This is a genomic window from Aminobacter sp. BA135 (genome assembly GCF_050859125.1).
Classification (GTDB): Bacteria; Pseudomonadota; Alphaproteobacteria; order Rhizobiales; family Rhizobiaceae; genus Aminobacter; species Aminobacter ciceronei.
In genome coordinates, this window is the sequence record NZ_CP139572.1 from 467,096 (window position 1) to 483,790 (window position 16,695).

Annotated in this window: 13 protein-coding genes; 9 read left to right on the forward strand and 4 right to left on the reverse strand. The window is 64.8% G+C overall.

Annotated elements, in window-relative coordinates:
• A complete protein-coding gene (locus tag SLT36_RS02305) occupies window positions 1–549 on the forward strand; it encodes a GFA family protein (protein WP_432285640.1) in 549 nt (182 codons plus the stop codon).
• Entirely contained in the window at window positions 533–835 is a 303-nt protein-coding gene (locus SLT36_RS02310) for a DUF6958 family protein (RefSeq protein WP_432285641.1), read from the forward strand. The genes SLT36_RS02305 and SLT36_RS02310 overlap by 17 nt, the downstream gene beginning before the upstream one ends.
• On the opposite strand, the gene SLT36_RS02315 is transcribed toward SLT36_RS02310, so the two are convergent.
• Window positions 820–1,368, reverse strand: coding sequence for a Clp protease N-terminal domain-containing protein (locus SLT36_RS02315; protein WP_432285642.1), 549 nt, complete (start codon window positions 1,366–1,368; stop codon window positions 820–822). The two genes, SLT36_RS02310 and SLT36_RS02315, sit on opposite strands and share 16 nt — an antisense overlap.
• A 9-nt stretch (window positions 1,369–1,377) precedes the next feature.
• Window positions 1,378–1,596: a hypothetical protein gene (locus tag SLT36_RS02320; RefSeq protein WP_432285643.1), complete on the reverse strand. Its 219-nt coding sequence runs from the start codon at window positions 1,594–1,596 to the stop codon at window positions 1,378–1,380.
• Between the two features lie 218 nt (window positions 1,597–1,814).
• On the opposite strand from SLT36_RS02320, the gene SLT36_RS02325 reads away from it, so the two are divergent.
• Complete coding sequence (locus SLT36_RS02325; protein ID WP_432285644.1) at window positions 1,815–4,274, forward strand: EAL domain-containing protein; 2,460 nt, start codon at window positions 1,815–1,817, stop codon at window positions 4,272–4,274.
• Between the two features lie 83 nt (window positions 4,275–4,357).
• The gene (locus SLT36_RS02330) at window positions 4,358–4,663 is read left to right on the forward strand and encodes a hypothetical protein (protein ID WP_432285645.1); all 306 of its coding nucleotides are present in this window, start codon (window positions 4,358–4,360) and stop codon (window positions 4,661–4,663) included.
• Window positions 4,664–4,683: 20 nt separating this feature from the next.
• Here SLT36_RS02330 and SLT36_RS02335 read toward each other — a convergent pair whose 3' ends face one another.
• Complete coding sequence (locus tag SLT36_RS02335) at window positions 4,684–5,529, reverse strand: aldo/keto reductase (protein WP_067955381.1); 846 nt, start codon at window positions 5,527–5,529, stop codon at window positions 4,684–4,686.
• Window positions 5,530–5,634: 105 nt separating this feature from the next.
• On the opposite strand from SLT36_RS02335, the gene SLT36_RS02340 reads away from it, so the two are divergent.
• Both SLT36_RS02340 and SLT36_RS02345 read left to right on the forward strand, forming a co-directional pair.
• Window positions 5,635–5,997 carry a hypothetical protein gene (locus tag SLT36_RS02340; RefSeq protein ID WP_432285646.1) on the forward strand — a complete coding sequence of 121 codons (363 nt, stop codon included), beginning with the start codon at window positions 5,635–5,637 and terminating at the stop codon, window positions 5,995–5,997.
• A gap of 51 nt (window positions 5,998–6,048) precedes the next feature.
• Window positions 6,049–8,199, forward strand: coding sequence for a TonB-dependent receptor domain-containing protein (locus tag SLT36_RS02345; RefSeq protein ID WP_432285647.1), 2,151 nt, complete (start codon window positions 6,049–6,051; stop codon window positions 8,197–8,199).
• 203 nt (window positions 8,200–8,402) lie between these two features.
• On the opposite strand, the gene SLT36_RS02350 is transcribed toward SLT36_RS02345, so the two are convergent.
• Window positions 8,403–10,895 carry a heavy metal translocating P-type ATPase gene (locus SLT36_RS02350; RefSeq protein ID WP_432285648.1) on the reverse strand — a complete coding sequence of 831 codons (2,493 nt, stop codon included), beginning with the start codon at window positions 10,893–10,895 and terminating at the stop codon, window positions 8,403–8,405.
• Window positions 10,896–11,034: 139 nt separating this feature from the next.
• Between SLT36_RS02350 and SLT36_RS02355 the strand changes: the two genes are divergently transcribed.
• The 3 genes from SLT36_RS02355 (at window position 11,035) to murJ (ending at window position 16,625) form a co-directional block, all read left to right on the forward strand.
• The gene (locus tag SLT36_RS02355; protein WP_432285649.1) at window positions 11,035–12,102 is read left to right on the forward strand and encodes a glycosyltransferase family 10 domain-containing protein; all 1,068 of its coding nucleotides are present in this window, start codon (window positions 11,035–11,037) and stop codon (window positions 12,100–12,102) included.
• Window positions 12,103–12,184: 82 nt separating this feature from the next.
• Window positions 12,185–14,980: a [protein-PII] uridylyltransferase gene (locus SLT36_RS02360; RefSeq protein WP_432285650.1), complete on the forward strand. Its 2,796-nt coding sequence runs from the start codon at window positions 12,185–12,187 to the stop codon at window positions 14,978–14,980.
• Window positions 14,981–15,026: 46 nt separating this feature from the next.
• Window positions 15,027–16,625 (forward strand): murein biosynthesis integral membrane protein MurJ, encoded by a 1,599-nt coding sequence (murJ, locus tag SLT36_RS02365; RefSeq protein WP_432285651.1) that lies wholly within the window; start codon window positions 15,027–15,029, stop codon window positions 16,623–16,625.
• Window positions 16,626–16,695 lie beyond the last annotated feature (70 nt).

Below are 16,695 nucleotides of genomic sequence, written 5' to 3' on the forward strand. Positions count from 1 at the left end.
ATGGCTGACATGCGACGGATCGCCTGCAGATGCGGACAGGTGGCATTCGAGGCGAGCGGCACGCCGATCGTCGGTGCGATCTGCTATTGCTCCAGCTGCCAGAAGGCAGGCGGGATTTTCGCCGCGCTACCCGGCGGCGCGCCGGTGCTCGAAAGCGACGGCGGCACGAACTACACGCTCTACCGCAAAGACCGGATCCGCTGCGCGCATGGCGCCGAGCTGTTGCGCGAACACCGGCTGAGCCCGACGGCGCCGACCCGGCGCGTGGTGGCTTCCTGTTGCAACTCGCCGATGTTTCTGGAGTTCAAGGGCGGGCATTGGCTGTCGGTCTATCGCGAGCGCATCGACCCCGCAGACCGGCCACCGGCCGAGATGCGCACGATGACCGCCGACCGCAGGTCCGGCGTCGAATTCACAGACAGCCTGCCGAGTTATGCCAAGCATTCCGGCCGCTTCATGTGGCGGCTTTTGTCTGCCTGGGCGGCGATGGGTTTTCGCGCCCCCAAGATCGAATATGTAAAGGGAGAGCTCGATGTCCAAGGCGGCTGAGAAGATAGAGATCCGCAACATCGTCTCGCCCAACCATGTCGTGCGTGTCGACAAGGCAAAATACACCGCCATGCGCGACGCGTTGCTTGAGGTGCTGCCGGCAACCACGCCGGGCCTGACCGTGGCGGAAACCAAGGCGGCGGTGCTGCCGATCCTGTCCGAGGAGCTGTTTCCCGGCGGCGACAAGGCCGGCTGGTGGCTGAAGGCAGCCCAGCTCGACCTCGAAGCACAAGGCGTCATCCAGCGCGAGGTGACCAAGCCGCTCCGGCTTCACCGGGCGAAGTGAGCGCGTCCCGCCTCAGGACGCGCGTCCGCACCGGCGACAGCTTCGGCGGCGGATCTGAGTTGGGCAAGGTCGACGCCCATCGCCCGCAAGGCGCGGGCGGCAACGCCGTGCGGCATGCCGGCAACGATGGCAACGACATGCGAGCCGAGCAGCGGGCCGTGCCGGCTTCGGCTTGCCGCCAGCGCCTGCATGACCTCCTGCCCGGAGGCCGACGCATTGAATGCGCCGGGGCGTGCGGCCAGCTGCTCCGACCCGGCCGACGACGACGAAGCGATTTCCAGGCCGATGGCGGCAAGGGCGTCGCCATACTGACGGGCGATGGCTTGGTGCAGCGCCGCGGGATCCGCGCCGACCGCTGCGAAGGCTTGCCGCGCCGTGCCGTCGGGCAGGTCGAGTGCGGCGAGCAGGAAGTGCTCAGCGCCCGGCTCGCGCTGATGATCCCGCAACGCATGTTGCTCCGCCCCGGTGCATAGCGTGCCGATCGTGCCGATCGTGCCGATGTCGTTGAAACGCGCCTTGATGCGGCTGAACATTCTCATCTCCTAGCTCTCCGGCCCATCGCCGATGTCGGACAGCCGCTTGTGGGCAGCCTGCTTGCTGACGCCGAGTGCCTGGGCGATCCGCGCCCATGACCAGCCCTGCCCGAGCGCCGACCTGACCGCGCGCCGCTCGAGCGTGTCGGCCAGCCGTCGCAAGGCAACCACCGCCGCCAGCGCTTCGTCGGGATCATCGGGCAAATGCAGGGTGTTCAGATCAACCATTCGTCAACATTAGTTGACGTGGGCAATTCCGTCAACCAAAGTTGACGGAAGATCGCTGGCAGCAGGCCGGAAATACCTTACCCTACGTCAATGTACTGGATAGTGCTTTGAACCTTACAGGGAAAGGAATTTTAAAGCTTGCTCATATAGCTATTGCAACTATTCGCGCCGGAAACGCGAGGAGAACAAGCTGGGGGGCGAGTTCGTTCGCCATACATGTGACGAGACAACGCGACATCAGATCCAGGTTTCAGCTCATCGGGCTGCTGTGGCCCTTCATCGCCGTTGTCCTGATACAGACCGTCATTGCCGGTGCCAGTCTCTATACCTTGTCTGCCGTGCGCGCCTATGCTGCCGGCGAAAGCGCCTGGTCGAAAGGCCACAAGGACGCGATCTACTACCTGACGCTTTATGCCAATTCCGGCGATGCCAACTATTTCGAACGCTTCCGCCACGCCATTGCGGTGCCGCTGGCCGACCGCGACGCACGCCTGGCGATGGAAAAGCCGCTGCTCGACTATGACGCCGCTTATGACGGCTTCATTCGCGGCGGCAACCATCCGAACGACAATCCCGGCCTGATCTGGCTGTTCCAGAACTTCCGCCACGTGCCTTACCTGTCCAATGCCGTCGACCGCTGGGTCGACGCCGATCCGAAGATCCTGGAGATCGCGGCACTCGGCGAGGCCATGCATGCCGGCATCTCGAGCGGCAGTGCCTCGGCAGAACAGCTCGCGGCGTGGAAGAAGGACATCCATCGTCTGCACGAAGAGACGGCACCGCTGGCTGAGGCCTTCTCCGTCTCGCTCGGGCGCGGCTCGCGCGACATCACCGTGCTGCTGCTCTGCGTCAACGTGGTAACCGCAGGCGCCCTGATCCTTTTGGCGATGCGGCGCACGGGCAATCTGCTGGAGCAGCGCCGGGCGTTTGAAAGCGCTTTGAATGCCGAGCGGGAGCGCGCCCAGATCACGCTGGCCTCGATTGGCCAGGCCGTCGTTGCAACCGACGCCGAGGGCCGGCTCGACTATATGAACGAAGCGGCCGAGGCGATGCTCGACTGGCATGGCGCCAGCGCCAAGGGCAAGCCACTCGACCAGCTGTTCCGGCTGGTCAGCGAAGAGAGCGACGAAGAAGACAACGGCTTCATCGCACGCGTCCTTTCGGGCGAAGCGGTCGGCGGCAGCGGCGTGCCGCAGCAGCTGATGCGGCCGGACCTTTCGAGCGTCGCAGTGTCGCTGGTGGCAGCGCCGCTCTATGTCGAGGGCAAGGTGGCGGGCGCGGTGCTGGTGTTCCACGACCGCACCAAGGAACAGGAATTCATGGCGCAGCTGTCGTGGCAGGCGAGCCATGACACGCTGACCTCGCTGGCCAACCGCCGCGAATTCGAGGCGCGGCTGAACGCGTCGCTGGCAGCCCTGGCCAAGCGCCCGGCGGTGCACGCGCTGATGTATCTCGACCTCGACCAGTTCAAGATCGTCAACGACACCTGCGGCCATGCGGCCGGTGACGAACTCCTGCGCAAGGTGTCGGCGGCACTGCACAGCCGGTTGCGCCCGACCGACCTTCTGGCACGGCTGGGTGGCGACGAATTCGGCATCCTGATGGAGAACTGCCCCGAGGAGCTCGCGGCAAGCACCGCCGAGAGCCTGCGCCAGGCCGTCGACGAGCTGAACTTCGTCTGGGCGGGACGGGCTTTCAAGATCAGCGTCAGCATCGGCGTCGTCGGAATGTCGGATGCCTCGATGACGCTGGAAGAGATTCTGCGCAGCGTCGACGTCGCCTGCTACATGGCCAAGGAGCGCGGCCGCAATCGCATCCAGATCCAGCAGATCGGCGACATGGAGGTCGAGCAGCGGCTGAGCGAGATGGCCTGGGTGCAGCGCCTGCGCGAAGCGCTGGAGCAGAACCGTTTCCGCATCTTCGCCCAGGAGATCGTGCCGCTGCATGGCGATGGCGCGGCAGGCGCCCATGTCGAGCTGTTGATCCGGCTGGCCGATGCCGAGGACAAGCTGATTGCACCAGGCGAATTCATCCCGGCGGCCGAGCGCTACGGGCTGATGCCGCTGATCGACCGCTGGATGGTGCGCCAGGCCTTCGGCATCCTGGCCCGGCAGACGGCCGACGCTTCGCCGATCACCACCTGCGCCATCAACCTGTCGGGCGCGAGCTTCGGCGACGACAGCTTTGCCGACTACGTATTGGAGCAGTTTGCTCGCAGCGGCATTTCGCCCGCGACCATCTGCTTCGAGATCACCGAGACCAGCGCGATCGCCGACCTCGACCGGGCGGCCCGCTTCATCGCCACGCTGCAGGCGCATGGCTGCCGCTTCTCGCTCGACGATTTCGGTGCGGGCATGTCGTCGTTCAGCTATCTCAAGGCCCTGCCCGTCGACTACCTCAAGATCGACGGCGGCTTCGTCAAGGACATGCTTGTCGACCGCATCGACCGCGCCATGGTCGAGATGATCCAGCATATCGGCGAAGTGACGGGCAAGCGCACCATCGCCGAGTTCGTCGAGAACGACGACATTGCCAGGGCGTTGCGCGACATCGGCGTCGATTATGCACAAGGCTTTGGCATCGCCAAGCCTCGGCCATTTGGCGAGCACTATGTCGGCATCAAGAGCCGCAGCTTCGAGGCGAGGATCGGTGCGCCCGACGTGGCGCTGGCAAGCTGAGCCCATGCGCGCTTGCGGCACGGTCGCAGCAGCGCAACAATGCCTGATGTCGTCCAGACATGGGGGCAGACATGGGGGATGAAATGAACAGGACTTTGGCTGGTATGTCTGCCCTGGCGGCAGCCCTTGGGCTTGCAGCGCCGGCGCATGCGTCGATCCCGCTTCTCAACGCCACCTGCCCCGGCAACATCGAGGTCCATGCCGATCAAGGCGGGCCGGTCTACATCAACGGCAAGGAAGGCGCGCTGAAGAAGTTCAACGACAACTACTTCGAGATCAAGGGCGCCGGCGTGACCATCTCGCTGAGCATCAATCCCGATGGCTCGCCGAGCATCTCCTACACCGGCAAGGGCGGCGCCAACGGTATCTGTTCCGTCAAGGCGAGCTGACAGGCGCCGGCCAAAAACGGTCAGATCATCTCCAGAGGACGCTTGCGTGATGGCGGCGGGAACAGGCGGTCGAGTTCGGCCAGATCCTGCCCGGTCAGCCTGATATCGCGCGCAGCGGCGTTCTGCCTGACATGCTCGAGGCGCGTCGCCTTGGGGATGGCTATGACGCCTGACTGGGCCAGAACCCAGGCGAGCGCGATCTGCGCGGCGGTCGCCTCATGGCGGGCGGCTATGCCTTGGAGACCCTTGTTGCCGGCGAGCGCACCCTGCTCGACGGGCGAATAGGCCATGACAGGCATGCCGAGGCCCCGGCACTGCGGCAACAGATCGAACTCGATGCCGCGGCGGGTGAGGTTGTAGAGCACCTGGTTGGACTGGCAGGCGCCGCCCTTGGACAGACGGCTCATCTCTTCCATGTCATCGGCATCGAAATTGCTGACGCCCCAGTGGCGAATCTTGCCCGACTGACGCAGCTCCTCGAAGACGGCGATGGTTTCCGACAGCGGCACGCCGCCGCGCCAGTGCAGCAGGTACAGATCGATCCGGTCGGTGTGCATGCGCCTGAGGCTCGCCTCGCAGGCGCGGATGACGCCATTGCGCGAAGCGTTGGACGGCAGCACCTTGGAGACGAGGAACACCTCGTCGCGGCGCCCGGCAATGGCCTCGCCCACCACCTTTTCCGCACCGCCGGTGCCATACATTTCGGCGGTGTCGATCAAGGTGACGCCAAGATCGAGCCCAAGCTGAAGTGCGGCGACTTCGTCGGCGACGCGGCTGCGGTCCTCGCCCATCATCCAGGTGCCCTGGCCGAGGGTCGGCACGGCTTCGCCCGAGGGCAGCGTCGTGATTGCGGACGGTGAAGGCATGGCAGTCTCCTCGGCGATTTGTGTCAGCTTACCGCACCGGGCCACGTTGGCTACAGCGTCGACGCGTTGCTCGTCTTTTCAAACCGCGTTGCAGGATGACGACCGATGCCGCGCAGTTACGGAAACGAAGCCTATGGGTTCGTCTTCAGCGGCTGTCTCAGGCAGCTGGAAGACACTGATATAGCCGTCCGCATGCGCCTGTGGGGCGACGCAAAATCGCCTCGCATAAAACTTGACTCTAAATATCAAGTTAATGTAGCTCAACTTCATGGCCGTCGACCGGCCAACGGGGTGGTCAAGCAACATACTGAAATTTCGATGTCTTCTCTCGGATGCCTGGACGAGAGGCCGACCGCCCGTGCTTGGGCGCTCATTGCCAGTGTTTTCAATGGCGCGTTGAGAGCCTGGGCTCATCACCATCAATCAGGCGCCAAGTCGTCTTCCGAGAAGACGCGCATCAGAAGCTAGCAGTTCTTTCTCCAGAGCAAGCCACTGATTCTCAGCATTCCGAGGAACACAGTGAACAATCATCACATCATCCGTTGCAGCACTGTCGCGTTGGCGGCCGTTTGCAGCGCCATTGCCCTCAGCGTGGCGAATGCCCAGTCCCCCAACGGCGCCGAGCAGCCGCCCAAGCCGGTCAAGTCAGACCGGAAGGCGCCGGCAACGAGCCCATTGGTGCTGCCACCCATCACGGTCAGCGCCGGCAGCGATACGAAAGCGCCCTTCCAGACATCAGGTGGCGTCAGCGTCATCGACGGCAAGATCGTCCAGGAGAAATTTGGCGGCGACGCCAATGCCATCGTTCGCAGCATGCCGGGTACGTTCACCCGCATGTCGTCGAGCCAGCCCGGCGTGTCGGTGAACATCCGCGGCTTCGAAGCCGACGGCCGCGTCAACACGATGATCGACGGCGTGCCCCAGACCTTCCGGAACACCGCAGGCCACGCCTCCACCGGCGGCGAGCTGCTCTACATCGACACCAACCTTCTTGCCGGCATCGGCGCGGAACGCGGCGCGGTCAATGGCGCCTATGGCATGGGCTCGCTGGCAGGCGCGGTCAATTTCCGCACCATCGAGTTCGACGACGTCGTGCTCGAAGGCCAGGACCGGGGCGTCAAGACGACCGTCAAGGCAGGCAGCAATGGCTATGGCGCTTCGGGGATGGCCGCGGCAGGTATCCGGACCGAATTGGCCGGAGGTGGCCAGGCCTCTATCCTGGGCGCGTTCAGCTATGGCGAGCATGGCAACTACCAGCGTGGCGACGGCACCTACAACAGGCCCGACGCCAGCAACAAGCCCGGGTCCGGCCTGGTGAAGCTGCACATCCAGCCCGACGACGTGCACGACCTGAAGCTGGGCGCGCGCTGGTACAAGAACGACTTCCTGGTTTCGGGCTACAACTGGGGTGTCGACAACGCAACCTATACGGCCAACTACAAATACCAGCCCGGCGGCGACTGGATCGACCTCAGGATCAACGGCTACTACAACCGCACCGACATGTCCTACGATCCGACGACGGGCGGATCGTACCGCAAGCGCAACACGCGCGATTTCGGCTTCGGCTTCGACATCGCCAATACCAGCCGGTTCGACATCACCGACGAGCTCAGCGCGCGCTGGGACTATGGCGCGGCCTATTCGTCCAACGACTACAAGGTCAATCTCTTCCGCGGCGCCAATCCGCCCGGGCACATGCAGAAGGCGCGCGCCTTCTCCGACCTCACCCTGTCACAGGGTATCTTCGAGCTGAACGCCGGCCTCAACTACGACTACTGGGACCTGAGCGGTCGTCAGAGCCCGTGCAAACCGAATATCGGCTTCTGCCCGCCGACCGGTGGCAATGTCGAAGTCTCCAGGCACGAATCCGCGCTGAACCCGAAGATCACGCTGTCGGCAAAGCCGCTCGACTGGCTGCAGCCCTATGTGACCTACTCACACACCTTCAGGCCGCCGTCGGCGCGCGAGGCGCTGTGGGCGCTGGTTCCGATCGGATCTGGCGTCGGCGGTGGCCAGTATTCCAACTTCTACCTCAACCCGGAAACGTCGAAGGGGTGGGAGATCGGCGCCAATATCGTCAGGAACGACCTGCTTTATGGCGGCGACGAGCTGCGGTTCAAGGTGAACTACTTCAACAACGCCATCGACGACTACATCGTCAACAATCTGATCAATATCCCGGGCGACCCTTACGAACGGGCGATCTGGGTCAACGTTCCCGGAACGACGCATTCCAGGGGCTTCGAGGTCGAGGGCGGTTATGATGCCGGCATAGCCTACCTCAATCTCTCCTACACGCAGGCGAGCAACAACCAGCCGGTTGGCTGGGGCGCCGGCATCGGCAATGGCGATTCGACCTTCCTGCCGGAAAGCAAGGTCTCCGTCGATGTCGGCATCCGCGCCTTCGAGGAAGCGCTGACAATCGGCGCGACGATGAACCATGTCGGCGGCAGCCGCTATGCGGTCGGCTTCGGCGATACCGCAACCAAGGAGGCCTATACGCTGTTCAACGCCTATGCCTCGTACAAGGTCAACAGGAACGCCACGGCGTTCCTGAACGTCGAGAACCTGACCAACGTGGCCTACAGCCCGGCGGTGTCGGGCGAGATGGGCGACAAGACCGGCCGCGGGCGCACCATCACGGTGGGGCTGACGACCCAGTTCTGACGGCCGCCAACCGGCGAGGAGCGGGGTACCCCCTGCTCCTCAGGCGCAGCGCTGGCCGCCTGCGGATCACGCCGCAGGCAACATCGACACCGGCTGGGTCAGACCGGCGCGGTTTCGAGCAGAACGGCAACCAGCATCCCCGTCGCCATCAGGGCGAGCACGATCTTTCTGAACACTCACATCTCCTTGTTGGAGGCTGCCTCTCAGAGCTTGATCGCCCTCAGCCGCAGCGCATTGGCAATGACCGACACCGACGACAGGCTCATCGCGGCGGCGGCAACCATCGGCGACAGAAGCGTGCCGAGGACCGGATATAGGACGCCTGCGGCGACGGGAACACCCAGCACGTTGTAGATGAAGGCGAAGAACAGGTTTTCCTTGATGTTGCGGATGGTGCCCCGGGCGAGCTTGCGCGCCCGGACGATGCCGCCGAGGTCGCCCTTGACCAGCGTGATGCCGGCACTCTCCATGGCGACGTCGGCGCCTGTGCCCATGGCGATGCCGACATCGGCGGCAGCAAGTGCGGGCGCGTCGTTGACGCCGTCGCCGGCCATGGCCACACCCTGCCCCTTGGCGCGCAACTCGTCGACCAGCGACTTCTTGCTCTCCGGCAGCATGTCGGCCCGAACCTCGTCGATACCGAGTTTTTCGGCGACGGCTTTTGCCGTGCGGGCGTTGTCGCCGGTGGCCATGATGATCCTGAGGCCGAGGTCGTGAAGCTCGCGGATGGCGACCGCTGCGGAAGCCTTGATCGGGTCGGCGACAGCGACGATGCCGGCCGGCTTGCCGTCGATGGCAACGAACATCGCCGTCTTGCCCTCGGCGCGCAGGCTGTCGGCGCGGGAAGCGAGGCTAGCGAATTCAAGGCCGAGATCGGCCATCATGGCGGCATTGCCGAGCGCCACCTTGCGGCCGGAGATAGTGCCCGAAACGCCCTTGCCAGTGATCGATTCGAAGTCCTGCGCGTCCGGCACGGTGACACCACGCTTGGATGCACCGTCGACGATGGCCTCGGCAAGCGGGTGCTCGGATCCCTTTTCGAGCCCGGCGGCGAGCGAGAGCAACTCATCGCCCGAGATGCCGTCGGCGGCGACCACGTCGGTCAACTGCGGCCGCCCCTCGGTCAGGGTGCCGGTCTTGTCGACGATCAGCGTATCGACCTTGGCGAAACGCTCCAGCGCCTCGGCATCCTTGATCAGCACGCCGGCCTGGGCGCCGCGGCCGGTGGCGGTCATGACCGACATCGGCGTGGCGAGGCCGAGCGCGCAGGGGCAGGCGATGATCAGCACCGACACCGCCGAGACGATGGCAAAGACCATGCTCGGCTCGGGCCCGATCAGCGCCCAGACGATGAAGGCGACGATCGCGATGACCACCACCGCAGGGACGAAATAGAACGAGACGCGGTCGGCGAGACCCTGGATTGGCGCGCGGCTGCGCTGGGCCTTGGCGACCATGTCGACGATCTGCGACAGCACCGTGTCGGCACCGACCTTGTCGGCGCGCATGATCAGCGAGCCGTTCTTGTTGAGCGTGCCGCCGGTGACACGCTCGCCCTCGACCTTTTCGACCGGAACCGGCTCGCCCGTGATCATCGATTCGTCGACCGACGAGCGGCCCTCGAGCACGATGCCGTCGACCGGAACGGCGTCACCGGGGCGGATGCGCAGGCGGTCGCCGCTGACGACCTCCTCAAGTGGGACCTCGGTTTCCGAGCCGTCGGCGGCGATGCGACGCGCCGTCTTGGGCGCCAGGTCGAGAAGCGCACGGATGGCCGAACCGGTGCGCTCGCGCGCCCTGAGCTCCAGCACCTGGCCAAGGAAGACGAGCGCGACAATGACGCTGGCCGCCTCGAAATAGACCGGCACCGAACCGCCATGGCCGCGGAACTGGTGCGGGAACAGATCGGGGAACAAGGTGGCGACGACCGAATAGAGATAGGCAGCACCAACGCCGAGCGAGATCAGCGTCCACATGTTGGGGCTGCGGTTGCGGAACGAATCCAGGCCGCGGTGGAAGAAGGGAAGTGCTGCCCAAAGCACGACGGGCGTTGCCAGGATGAGCTCCAGCCAGGACGCGAGCGGCTCGCCGATCCAGTCGCGCGTCGGCAGGCCGACCATCGGCCCCATGGTGATGACCAGGAGCGGGATGGACAGGACAGCGCTGCCCCAGAAGCGCCTGGTGAAGTCGACGAGCTCGGGATTGGGACCGTCGTCGGCAGACGGCATCATCGGTTCGAGCGCCATGCCGCAGATCGGGCAGGAGCCGGGCTTGTCCCTGATGATCTCGGGATGCATCGGGCAGGTGTATTGCGTGCCGCTCGGCACTGGTGCCGCGGCCGGCTTGCCGGAGAGATATCTAGCCGGCTCGGCGGTGAACTTGCCCGCGCAGGACGACGAGCAGAAATAATAGCCGGAACCGTCATGCTTGAGGAAGTGTCTGGCCGTGTCGCGGGCAACGTCCATGCCGCAGACCGGGTCCTTGGCGCTCACATAGTTGTCGGGCGCCGCCTGGCACTTGCCACGACACGAGGTGCTGCAGAAATGGAACAGGCGGCCGCCATGTTCGAGCGACGGCTTGCCGGCAGCGGGATCGACGATCATGCCGCAGACGGCGTCGCGAACCACCGTTTCGGGCGCCGCGCCGTGACCGTGGCCATGGTGGGTGTGTCCGGCGTGATCTTCAGTGTGTTTCATCTCAAGAAATCCAGTATATGCAGCGGCATGAGCCAGTAAGGTAGATGTTCCACCTGCTGGAAGGTCAAGGCTTCCACGGGATGGAACGTCGGCCGGGCTGCGCGATGCCGGGGCGACCTTACGCGAGTACAGATGCAGCATGACCGATAGAGCCGTAACCAGCGCGACGTCCCTTTCCGGCCAAGCCGTGGTGAAGGTCCATTGCTGCCATTTCTGGCAGGACATGCCGCCGCGCCGCGCCGTCGAGAGCTATGTCGCGCCGTGGGCGCAGGCCTGCGGCGTGGCGATCGAATATTGCGATGAGTTGAGCAAAGCTGACCTCGTGCTGATCGGGCCGTTCGCGCCCAAGAAGCAGAATGTCCGCGGCACCCGCATGCCCGACGTGGCGGCCGGCGATTATGAGCGCGTCTTCCTGACCGGCGAGAACGTAACGCCGCTGATGGACCATTGCGAATGGGCGCTGGCCTTCGACTACGAGCCCGATATCGGCAACGAGCACTATATGCGCTACCCGCTCTATGCCTGGAGCAGCGGCGGCGACTCGATCCTGCACTGGCTGGCGCGACTGCCGCCCGAAACGCCCGAACAGCGCGCTAACAGGCCGCATTTCTGCGCCTTCATCTATGGCAACAAGCGCGCCAAGCTGCGCCGCTGGCTGTTCCGGGCCCTGTCGCTCTACCGCCGGGTCGACGCACCTGGACGGGTGCAGCGCAACTGCGCGCCGATCGGCAACTCGCGCGACGACAAGCTGGCGTTCCTCAGGGACAGGCGCTTCACCATCGCCTTCGAAAACAGCAGCGCTGCCGGCTACACGACCGAGAAGCTCGTCGACGCTATGCTCGCCGGCAGCGTGCCGATCTACTGGGGCAACCCGCGGGTCGCAGAGGATTTCGACGAGCGCTGCTTCATCAACTGGCATGCGCATGAAAAGCGCATCTGCAACGGGCTTGCCTTCGGCTGGCAGCCGCTGGCACGGTCGCGCCTGATGCGCAAGCTGGCCGTGCCGCTGACGCTGATTTCGGTGGCGCGGCGGACGGTGAGAGCCGATCGCGACCCGGCGCTCTATGAAGCGTTCTTCGCGCAAAGCCCGCTGACGGCGTATTCGCGAGCGCTCCTGGACGAGACGGCGATCGCCGGGCGCTGGGCAAGAATTCTGCGCGCCGCGCTGGGGCGGGCCACAGCCAAGCAGCGCGCGGCCGCCGGTTGAACGGGGCCCCGACGTCGGCCATACACATGGCTGGAAAATCACGCTATAGACGCCGCCACAAGGGCGAGGCCAGCCGAGGCAGATGAACAAAGTTCCGCTCAAACTCGAAGAGCTGATCGACGCGGACGCGCTGCGCCGCGAACTGACGGCGCAGACCAGCGACGGCGACGGTACCGACCCGGCCGTGCGGGCCAAGGCGCTACAGCTGTTCAAGGACCACATCGCCGCCGGCAAGAAGATCGCCGAGAACATGCTGATGGACGATGGCGGCGGCACACTCTGTGCCGTGCGGATCTCGCACCTGATGGACGAGATCATCCGCGTCCTCTACGATTTCGCCGTCACCCACGTCTACCGCGCCAAGAACCCGTCCTCGGCGGAGCGCATGGCTGTCGTCGCCGTTGGCGGCTATGGCCGCGGCACGCTGGCGCCCGGCTCCGACATCGACCTGTTGTTCCTGCTGCCCTACAAGCAGACGCCGTGGGGCGAGCAGATCGTCGAATATATGCTCTACATGCTGTGGGACATGGGGCTGAAGGTCGGCCACGCCACCCGCAACATCGACGAATGCATCCGCCTGTCGCGCAGCGACATCACCATCCGCACGGCGATCCTGGAAGCGCGCTTCATCTGGGGCGAGCAGAAGCTCTGCGACGAACTGATCGACCGCTTCGACAAGGAGCTGGTGAAAGGCACCGGCCCCGAATACGTGCAGGCAAAGCTCGCCGAGCGTGATGGCCGCCACGCCAAGGCGGGCGAGAGCCGCTATCTGGTCGAACCCAACATCAAAGACGGCAAGGGCGGCTTGCGCGACCTGCACACGCTGTTCTGGATCGCCAAATATTACTACCGCGTGCGCACCGGCGCCGAGCTGATCAACAAGGGCGTGTTCACCGAGGGCGAATACGGCCAGTTCGTCGAGGCCGAGGATTTTCTCTGGGCGGTGCGTTGCCACATGCATTTCCTGACCGGCAAGCCGGAGGAAAGGCTGCATTTCGACATCCAGCGGGAGATCGCCCAGCGCCTCGGCTACACCACCCAGCCCGGGCTTTCGGCGGTCGAACGCTTCATGAAGGACTACTTCCTGGTGGCCAAGGAAGTGGGCGACCTGACTCGCATCTTCTGCGCCGCCCTGGAAGAGGAACAGGCCAAAGACGCGCCCGGCTTCCACGGGCTGCTGCAGGGCTTTTCCAGGCGACGGCGCAAGCTCGCCGGCACCAGCGACTTCATCATCGACAACCAGCGCATCAACGTCGCCGACGACAAGGTGTTTTCGCGCGACCCGGTCAACATGCTGCGCTTCTTCTGGTTCGCAGACCGGCACGGGCTGGAGCTGCATCCCAATGCGCTCAAGCTTCTGACCCGCTCACTCGGTCTGGTCGACAAGGGCCTGCGCCGCAACGAGGAAGCCAACCGCTATTTCCTCGACATCCTGACCTCGGACCGCAGCCCCGAGCTCAATATGCGGCGCATGAACGAGGCGGGACTGCTCGGCCGGCTGATCCCCGACTTCGGCAAGATCGTCGCGATGATGCAGTTCTCGATGTATCACCACTACACCGTCGACGAGCACCTCTTGCGCTGCATCGGCGTGCTCTCCGAGATCGAGCATGGCGACGGCGCCAAGATCCATCCGCTCAGCCATTCGCTGATCGGCGGCCTGAAGAAGCAGCGCGAGGTGCTCTATGTCGCGGTGCTGCTACACGACATCGCCAAGGGCCGGCCGGAGGACCATTCGGAGGCCGGCGGCAAGATCGCCCGCCGCATCTGCCCGCATATGGGACTGTCGCCGACCGACACGGAGACCGTCGCCTGGCTGGTCGAGAACCACCTGGTGATGTCGATGACGGCGCAGACGCGCGACCTCAACGACCGCAAGACCATCGACGATTTCGCCGACGTCGTGCAGTCGGTCGAGCGGCTGAAGCTGCTCTTGATCCTGACCGTCTGTGACATCCGCGGCGTCGGCCCGGGCGTGTGGAACGGCTGGAAGGGCCAGTTGCTGCGCACGCTGTATTACGAGACCGAGCTCCTCCTGACCGGTGGCTTTTCCGAGCTGTCGCGGGCCGAGCGCACGGCGGCGGCACGCGAGACTTTGGCCGCAGCACTTTCCGACTGGCCGGAGGCGGCGCGGCGGAAATACGTCAAGCTGCATTATGACAACTACCTGCTGACCGTCGACCTGGAAGACCAGAAGCGTCATGCCGAGTTCATCCGCGGCGCCGATGCGGCCGGCAAGCAGTTGTCGACAATGGTGCGGACCCACGAATTCGAGGCGGTCACCGAGATCACCATCCTGGCGCAGGATCATCCGCGCCTGCTGTCGGTGATCGCAGGCGCCTGTGCGGCTGCCGGCGGCAACATCGTCGACGCGCAGATTTTCACCACCGCCGATGGGCGGGCGCTCGACATCATCCTGATCAGCCGCGAATTCGACCGCGACGAGGACGAGCGGCGGCGCGCCGAACGTGTCGGCCAGCTGATCGAGGACGTGCTGTCGGGCCGGGCCTGGCTGCCGGAGATGATCGCCAAGCGGGCCAAGCCGAAGCGCGGCCAGAAGACCTTCCGCATCCAGCCGCGTGCGGAAATCCGCAATGCGCTGTCGAACCGTTTCTCGGTGATCGAGGTCGAAGGCCTCGACCGCCCCGGCTTCCTGTCGGAGATCACGGGCGCGCTGTCCGACCTGTCGCTCGACATCGCCTCGGCACACATCACCACCTTCGGCGAGAAGGTGATCGACACCTTCTACGTCACCGACCTGACCGGCCAGAAGATCGACAACCCGACACGGCTCGAGAATATCCGTACCCGCCTGATCGCCACCCTCGAGGGCGCAAGCGCCGAGCGGAGCAAGGCCAAGGCGGCGGCGGCCGAATGACGCCAGCCATGATCCCGCCCAAATCCGCAAGGCATCTTCGCGCCCCATGTCACTGATCAAGAAATTCGCGACCGTTGCCTCGGGCACGCTGATGAGCCGGGTGCTGGGCTTTGCGCGCGAGATGCTGATGGCGGCGGCCCTCGGCACCGGGCCGGTGGCCGACGCCTTCTATGCCGCGTTCCAGTTCCCAAACACCTTCCGCCGGCTGTTTGCCGAGGGCGCTTTCAACGCCGCCTTCGTGCCGCTGTTTGCCAAGGAGATCGAGGCCAATGGTACGGAGGGCGCCAAGCGCTTTTCGGAGGAAGTGTTCGGCGTATTGTTTTCGGCGCTTTTGGTACTGACCATCGCCATGGAACTGGCGATGCCGCTGATCGTGCGTTTCGTCGTGGCTCCCGGCTTCGCCGACAATCCCGAGAAGTACGACCTGACGGTGGCGCTCGCCACCGTCATGTTCCCCTATCTTATCTGCATGTCGCTGGCGGCGATGATGAGCGGCATGCTGAACTCGCTGCGCCGCTATTTTGCCGCGGCGATCGCGCCGGTGTTCCTCAACATCATCCTCGTCGGCGTGCTGGCCAATGCCTGGTATCGCGGCCATGACGGGCTGACCGTCGGCTATGCGCTCGCCTGGGGTGTTCTGGCCGCCGGTCTGGTGCAGCTGATCATCGTCTGGATCGCGGTGCGCCATGCCGGCATATCGATCGGCTTCCGCCGGCCCAGGCTGACGCCCAACGTCAAGCGCCTGCTGTGGCTGGCGCTACCGGCGGCGATCACTGGCGGCATCACCCAGATCAACACGCTGATCGGGACGGCCATCGCCTCGGGCCAGGATAGTGCCGTGTCGTCTCTGAACCTTGCCGACCGCGTCTACCAGTTGCCGCTCGGCGTCGTCGGCGTCGCCGTTGCCATCGTGCTGTTGCCGGAGCTGTCGCGGGCGCTGAAGGCAGGCAACAAGGTCGAGGCAGCCAACCTGCAGAACCGCTCGGTCGAGTTCACGCTGTTCCTGACGCTCCCCGCTGCCGCGGCCCTGCTGGTCATGTCGGAGCCGATCGTGCGTGTGCTCTATGAGCGCGGCGCCTTCGCCGCCTCGAACAGCACGCCCGTGGTGGCATCGATCCTCGCCATCTTCGGCCTTGGCCTGCCGGCATTCGTGTTGATCAAGGCGTTCACGCCCGGCTTCTTCGCACGCGAGGACACACGCACGCCGATGTATTTCGCCGCCATTTCGGTGGCGGTGAACATTTCGGTCGCGCTGACCTTGTTTCCGTCCTGGGGTGCGCCCGGCATTGCTGCGGCATCGGCAATCGCCGGCTGGGTCAACGCGGCGATGCTGCTCGGCACGCTGGTCTGGCGCGGCCAGTGGGATCGCGACGCAGCACTGATGAAGCGGATACCGCGCCTTGTCGTCGCCTCCGCGATCATGGCCGGCGGACTGTGGTTCGCCACGGGCGAGGCCGATCAATGGCTGGGGTCGGCGGCCCCCGTCTATACCCAGGCAGCGGCGCTCGGCGTGCTGGTGGCTGCTGCGATGATCATCTATTTCGGCGTCGCCTTCGGCATTGGCGGCGCGGATGCCAGCATGATCCGGCGCAACATCAGACGCAATCGCACCCAGTCTGCGCCCACGCCAGCCGAATCTGAATGATTGCCGTGCCCGGCGTGAAAGCGACGGACCGATTCAGCATTGCCTTCTGCAACGACCAGACAGATACAGA

Bases quoted from the DNA above. Each gene is read 5' to 3' on its own strand.
- SLT36_RS02355 (WP_432285649.1), top strand. From the start codon at position 11,035: ATGACCGATAGAGCCGTAACCAGCGCGACGTCCCTTTCCGGCCAAGCC.
- SLT36_RS02310 (WP_432285641.1), top strand. From the start codon at position 533: ATGTCCAAGGCGGCTGAGAAGATAGAGATCCGCAACATCGTCTCGCCC.
- murJ (WP_432285651.1), top strand. From the start codon at position 15,027: ATGTCACTGATCAAGAAATTCGCGACCGTTGCCTCGGGCACGCTGATG.
- SLT36_RS02360 (WP_432285650.1), top strand. From the start codon at position 12,185: ATGAACAAAGTTCCGCTCAAACTCGAAGAGCTGATCGACGCGGACGCG.
- SLT36_RS02305 (WP_432285640.1), top strand. From the start codon at position 1: ATGGCTGACATGCGACGGATCGCCTGCAGATGCGGACAGGTGGCATTC.
- SLT36_RS02315 (WP_432285642.1), bottom strand. From the start codon at position 1,368: ATGTTCAGCCGCATCAAGGCGCGTTTCAACGACATCGGCACGATCGGC.
- SLT36_RS02330 (WP_432285645.1), top strand. From the start codon at position 4,358: ATGAACAGGACTTTGGCTGGTATGTCTGCCCTGGCGGCAGCCCTTGGG.
- SLT36_RS02335 (WP_067955381.1), bottom strand. From the start codon at position 5,529: ATGCCTTCACCGTCCGCAATCACGACGCTGCCCTCGGGCGAAGCCGTG.
- SLT36_RS02350 (WP_432285648.1), bottom strand. From the start codon at position 10,895: ATGAAACACACTGAAGATCACGCCGGACACACCCACCATGGCCACGGT.
- SLT36_RS02340 (WP_432285646.1), top strand. From the start codon at position 5,635: ATGCCGCGCAGTTACGGAAACGAAGCCTATGGGTTCGTCTTCAGCGGC.
- SLT36_RS02320 (WP_432285643.1), bottom strand. From the start codon at position 1,596: ATGGTTGATCTGAACACCCTGCATTTGCCCGATGATCCCGACGAAGCG.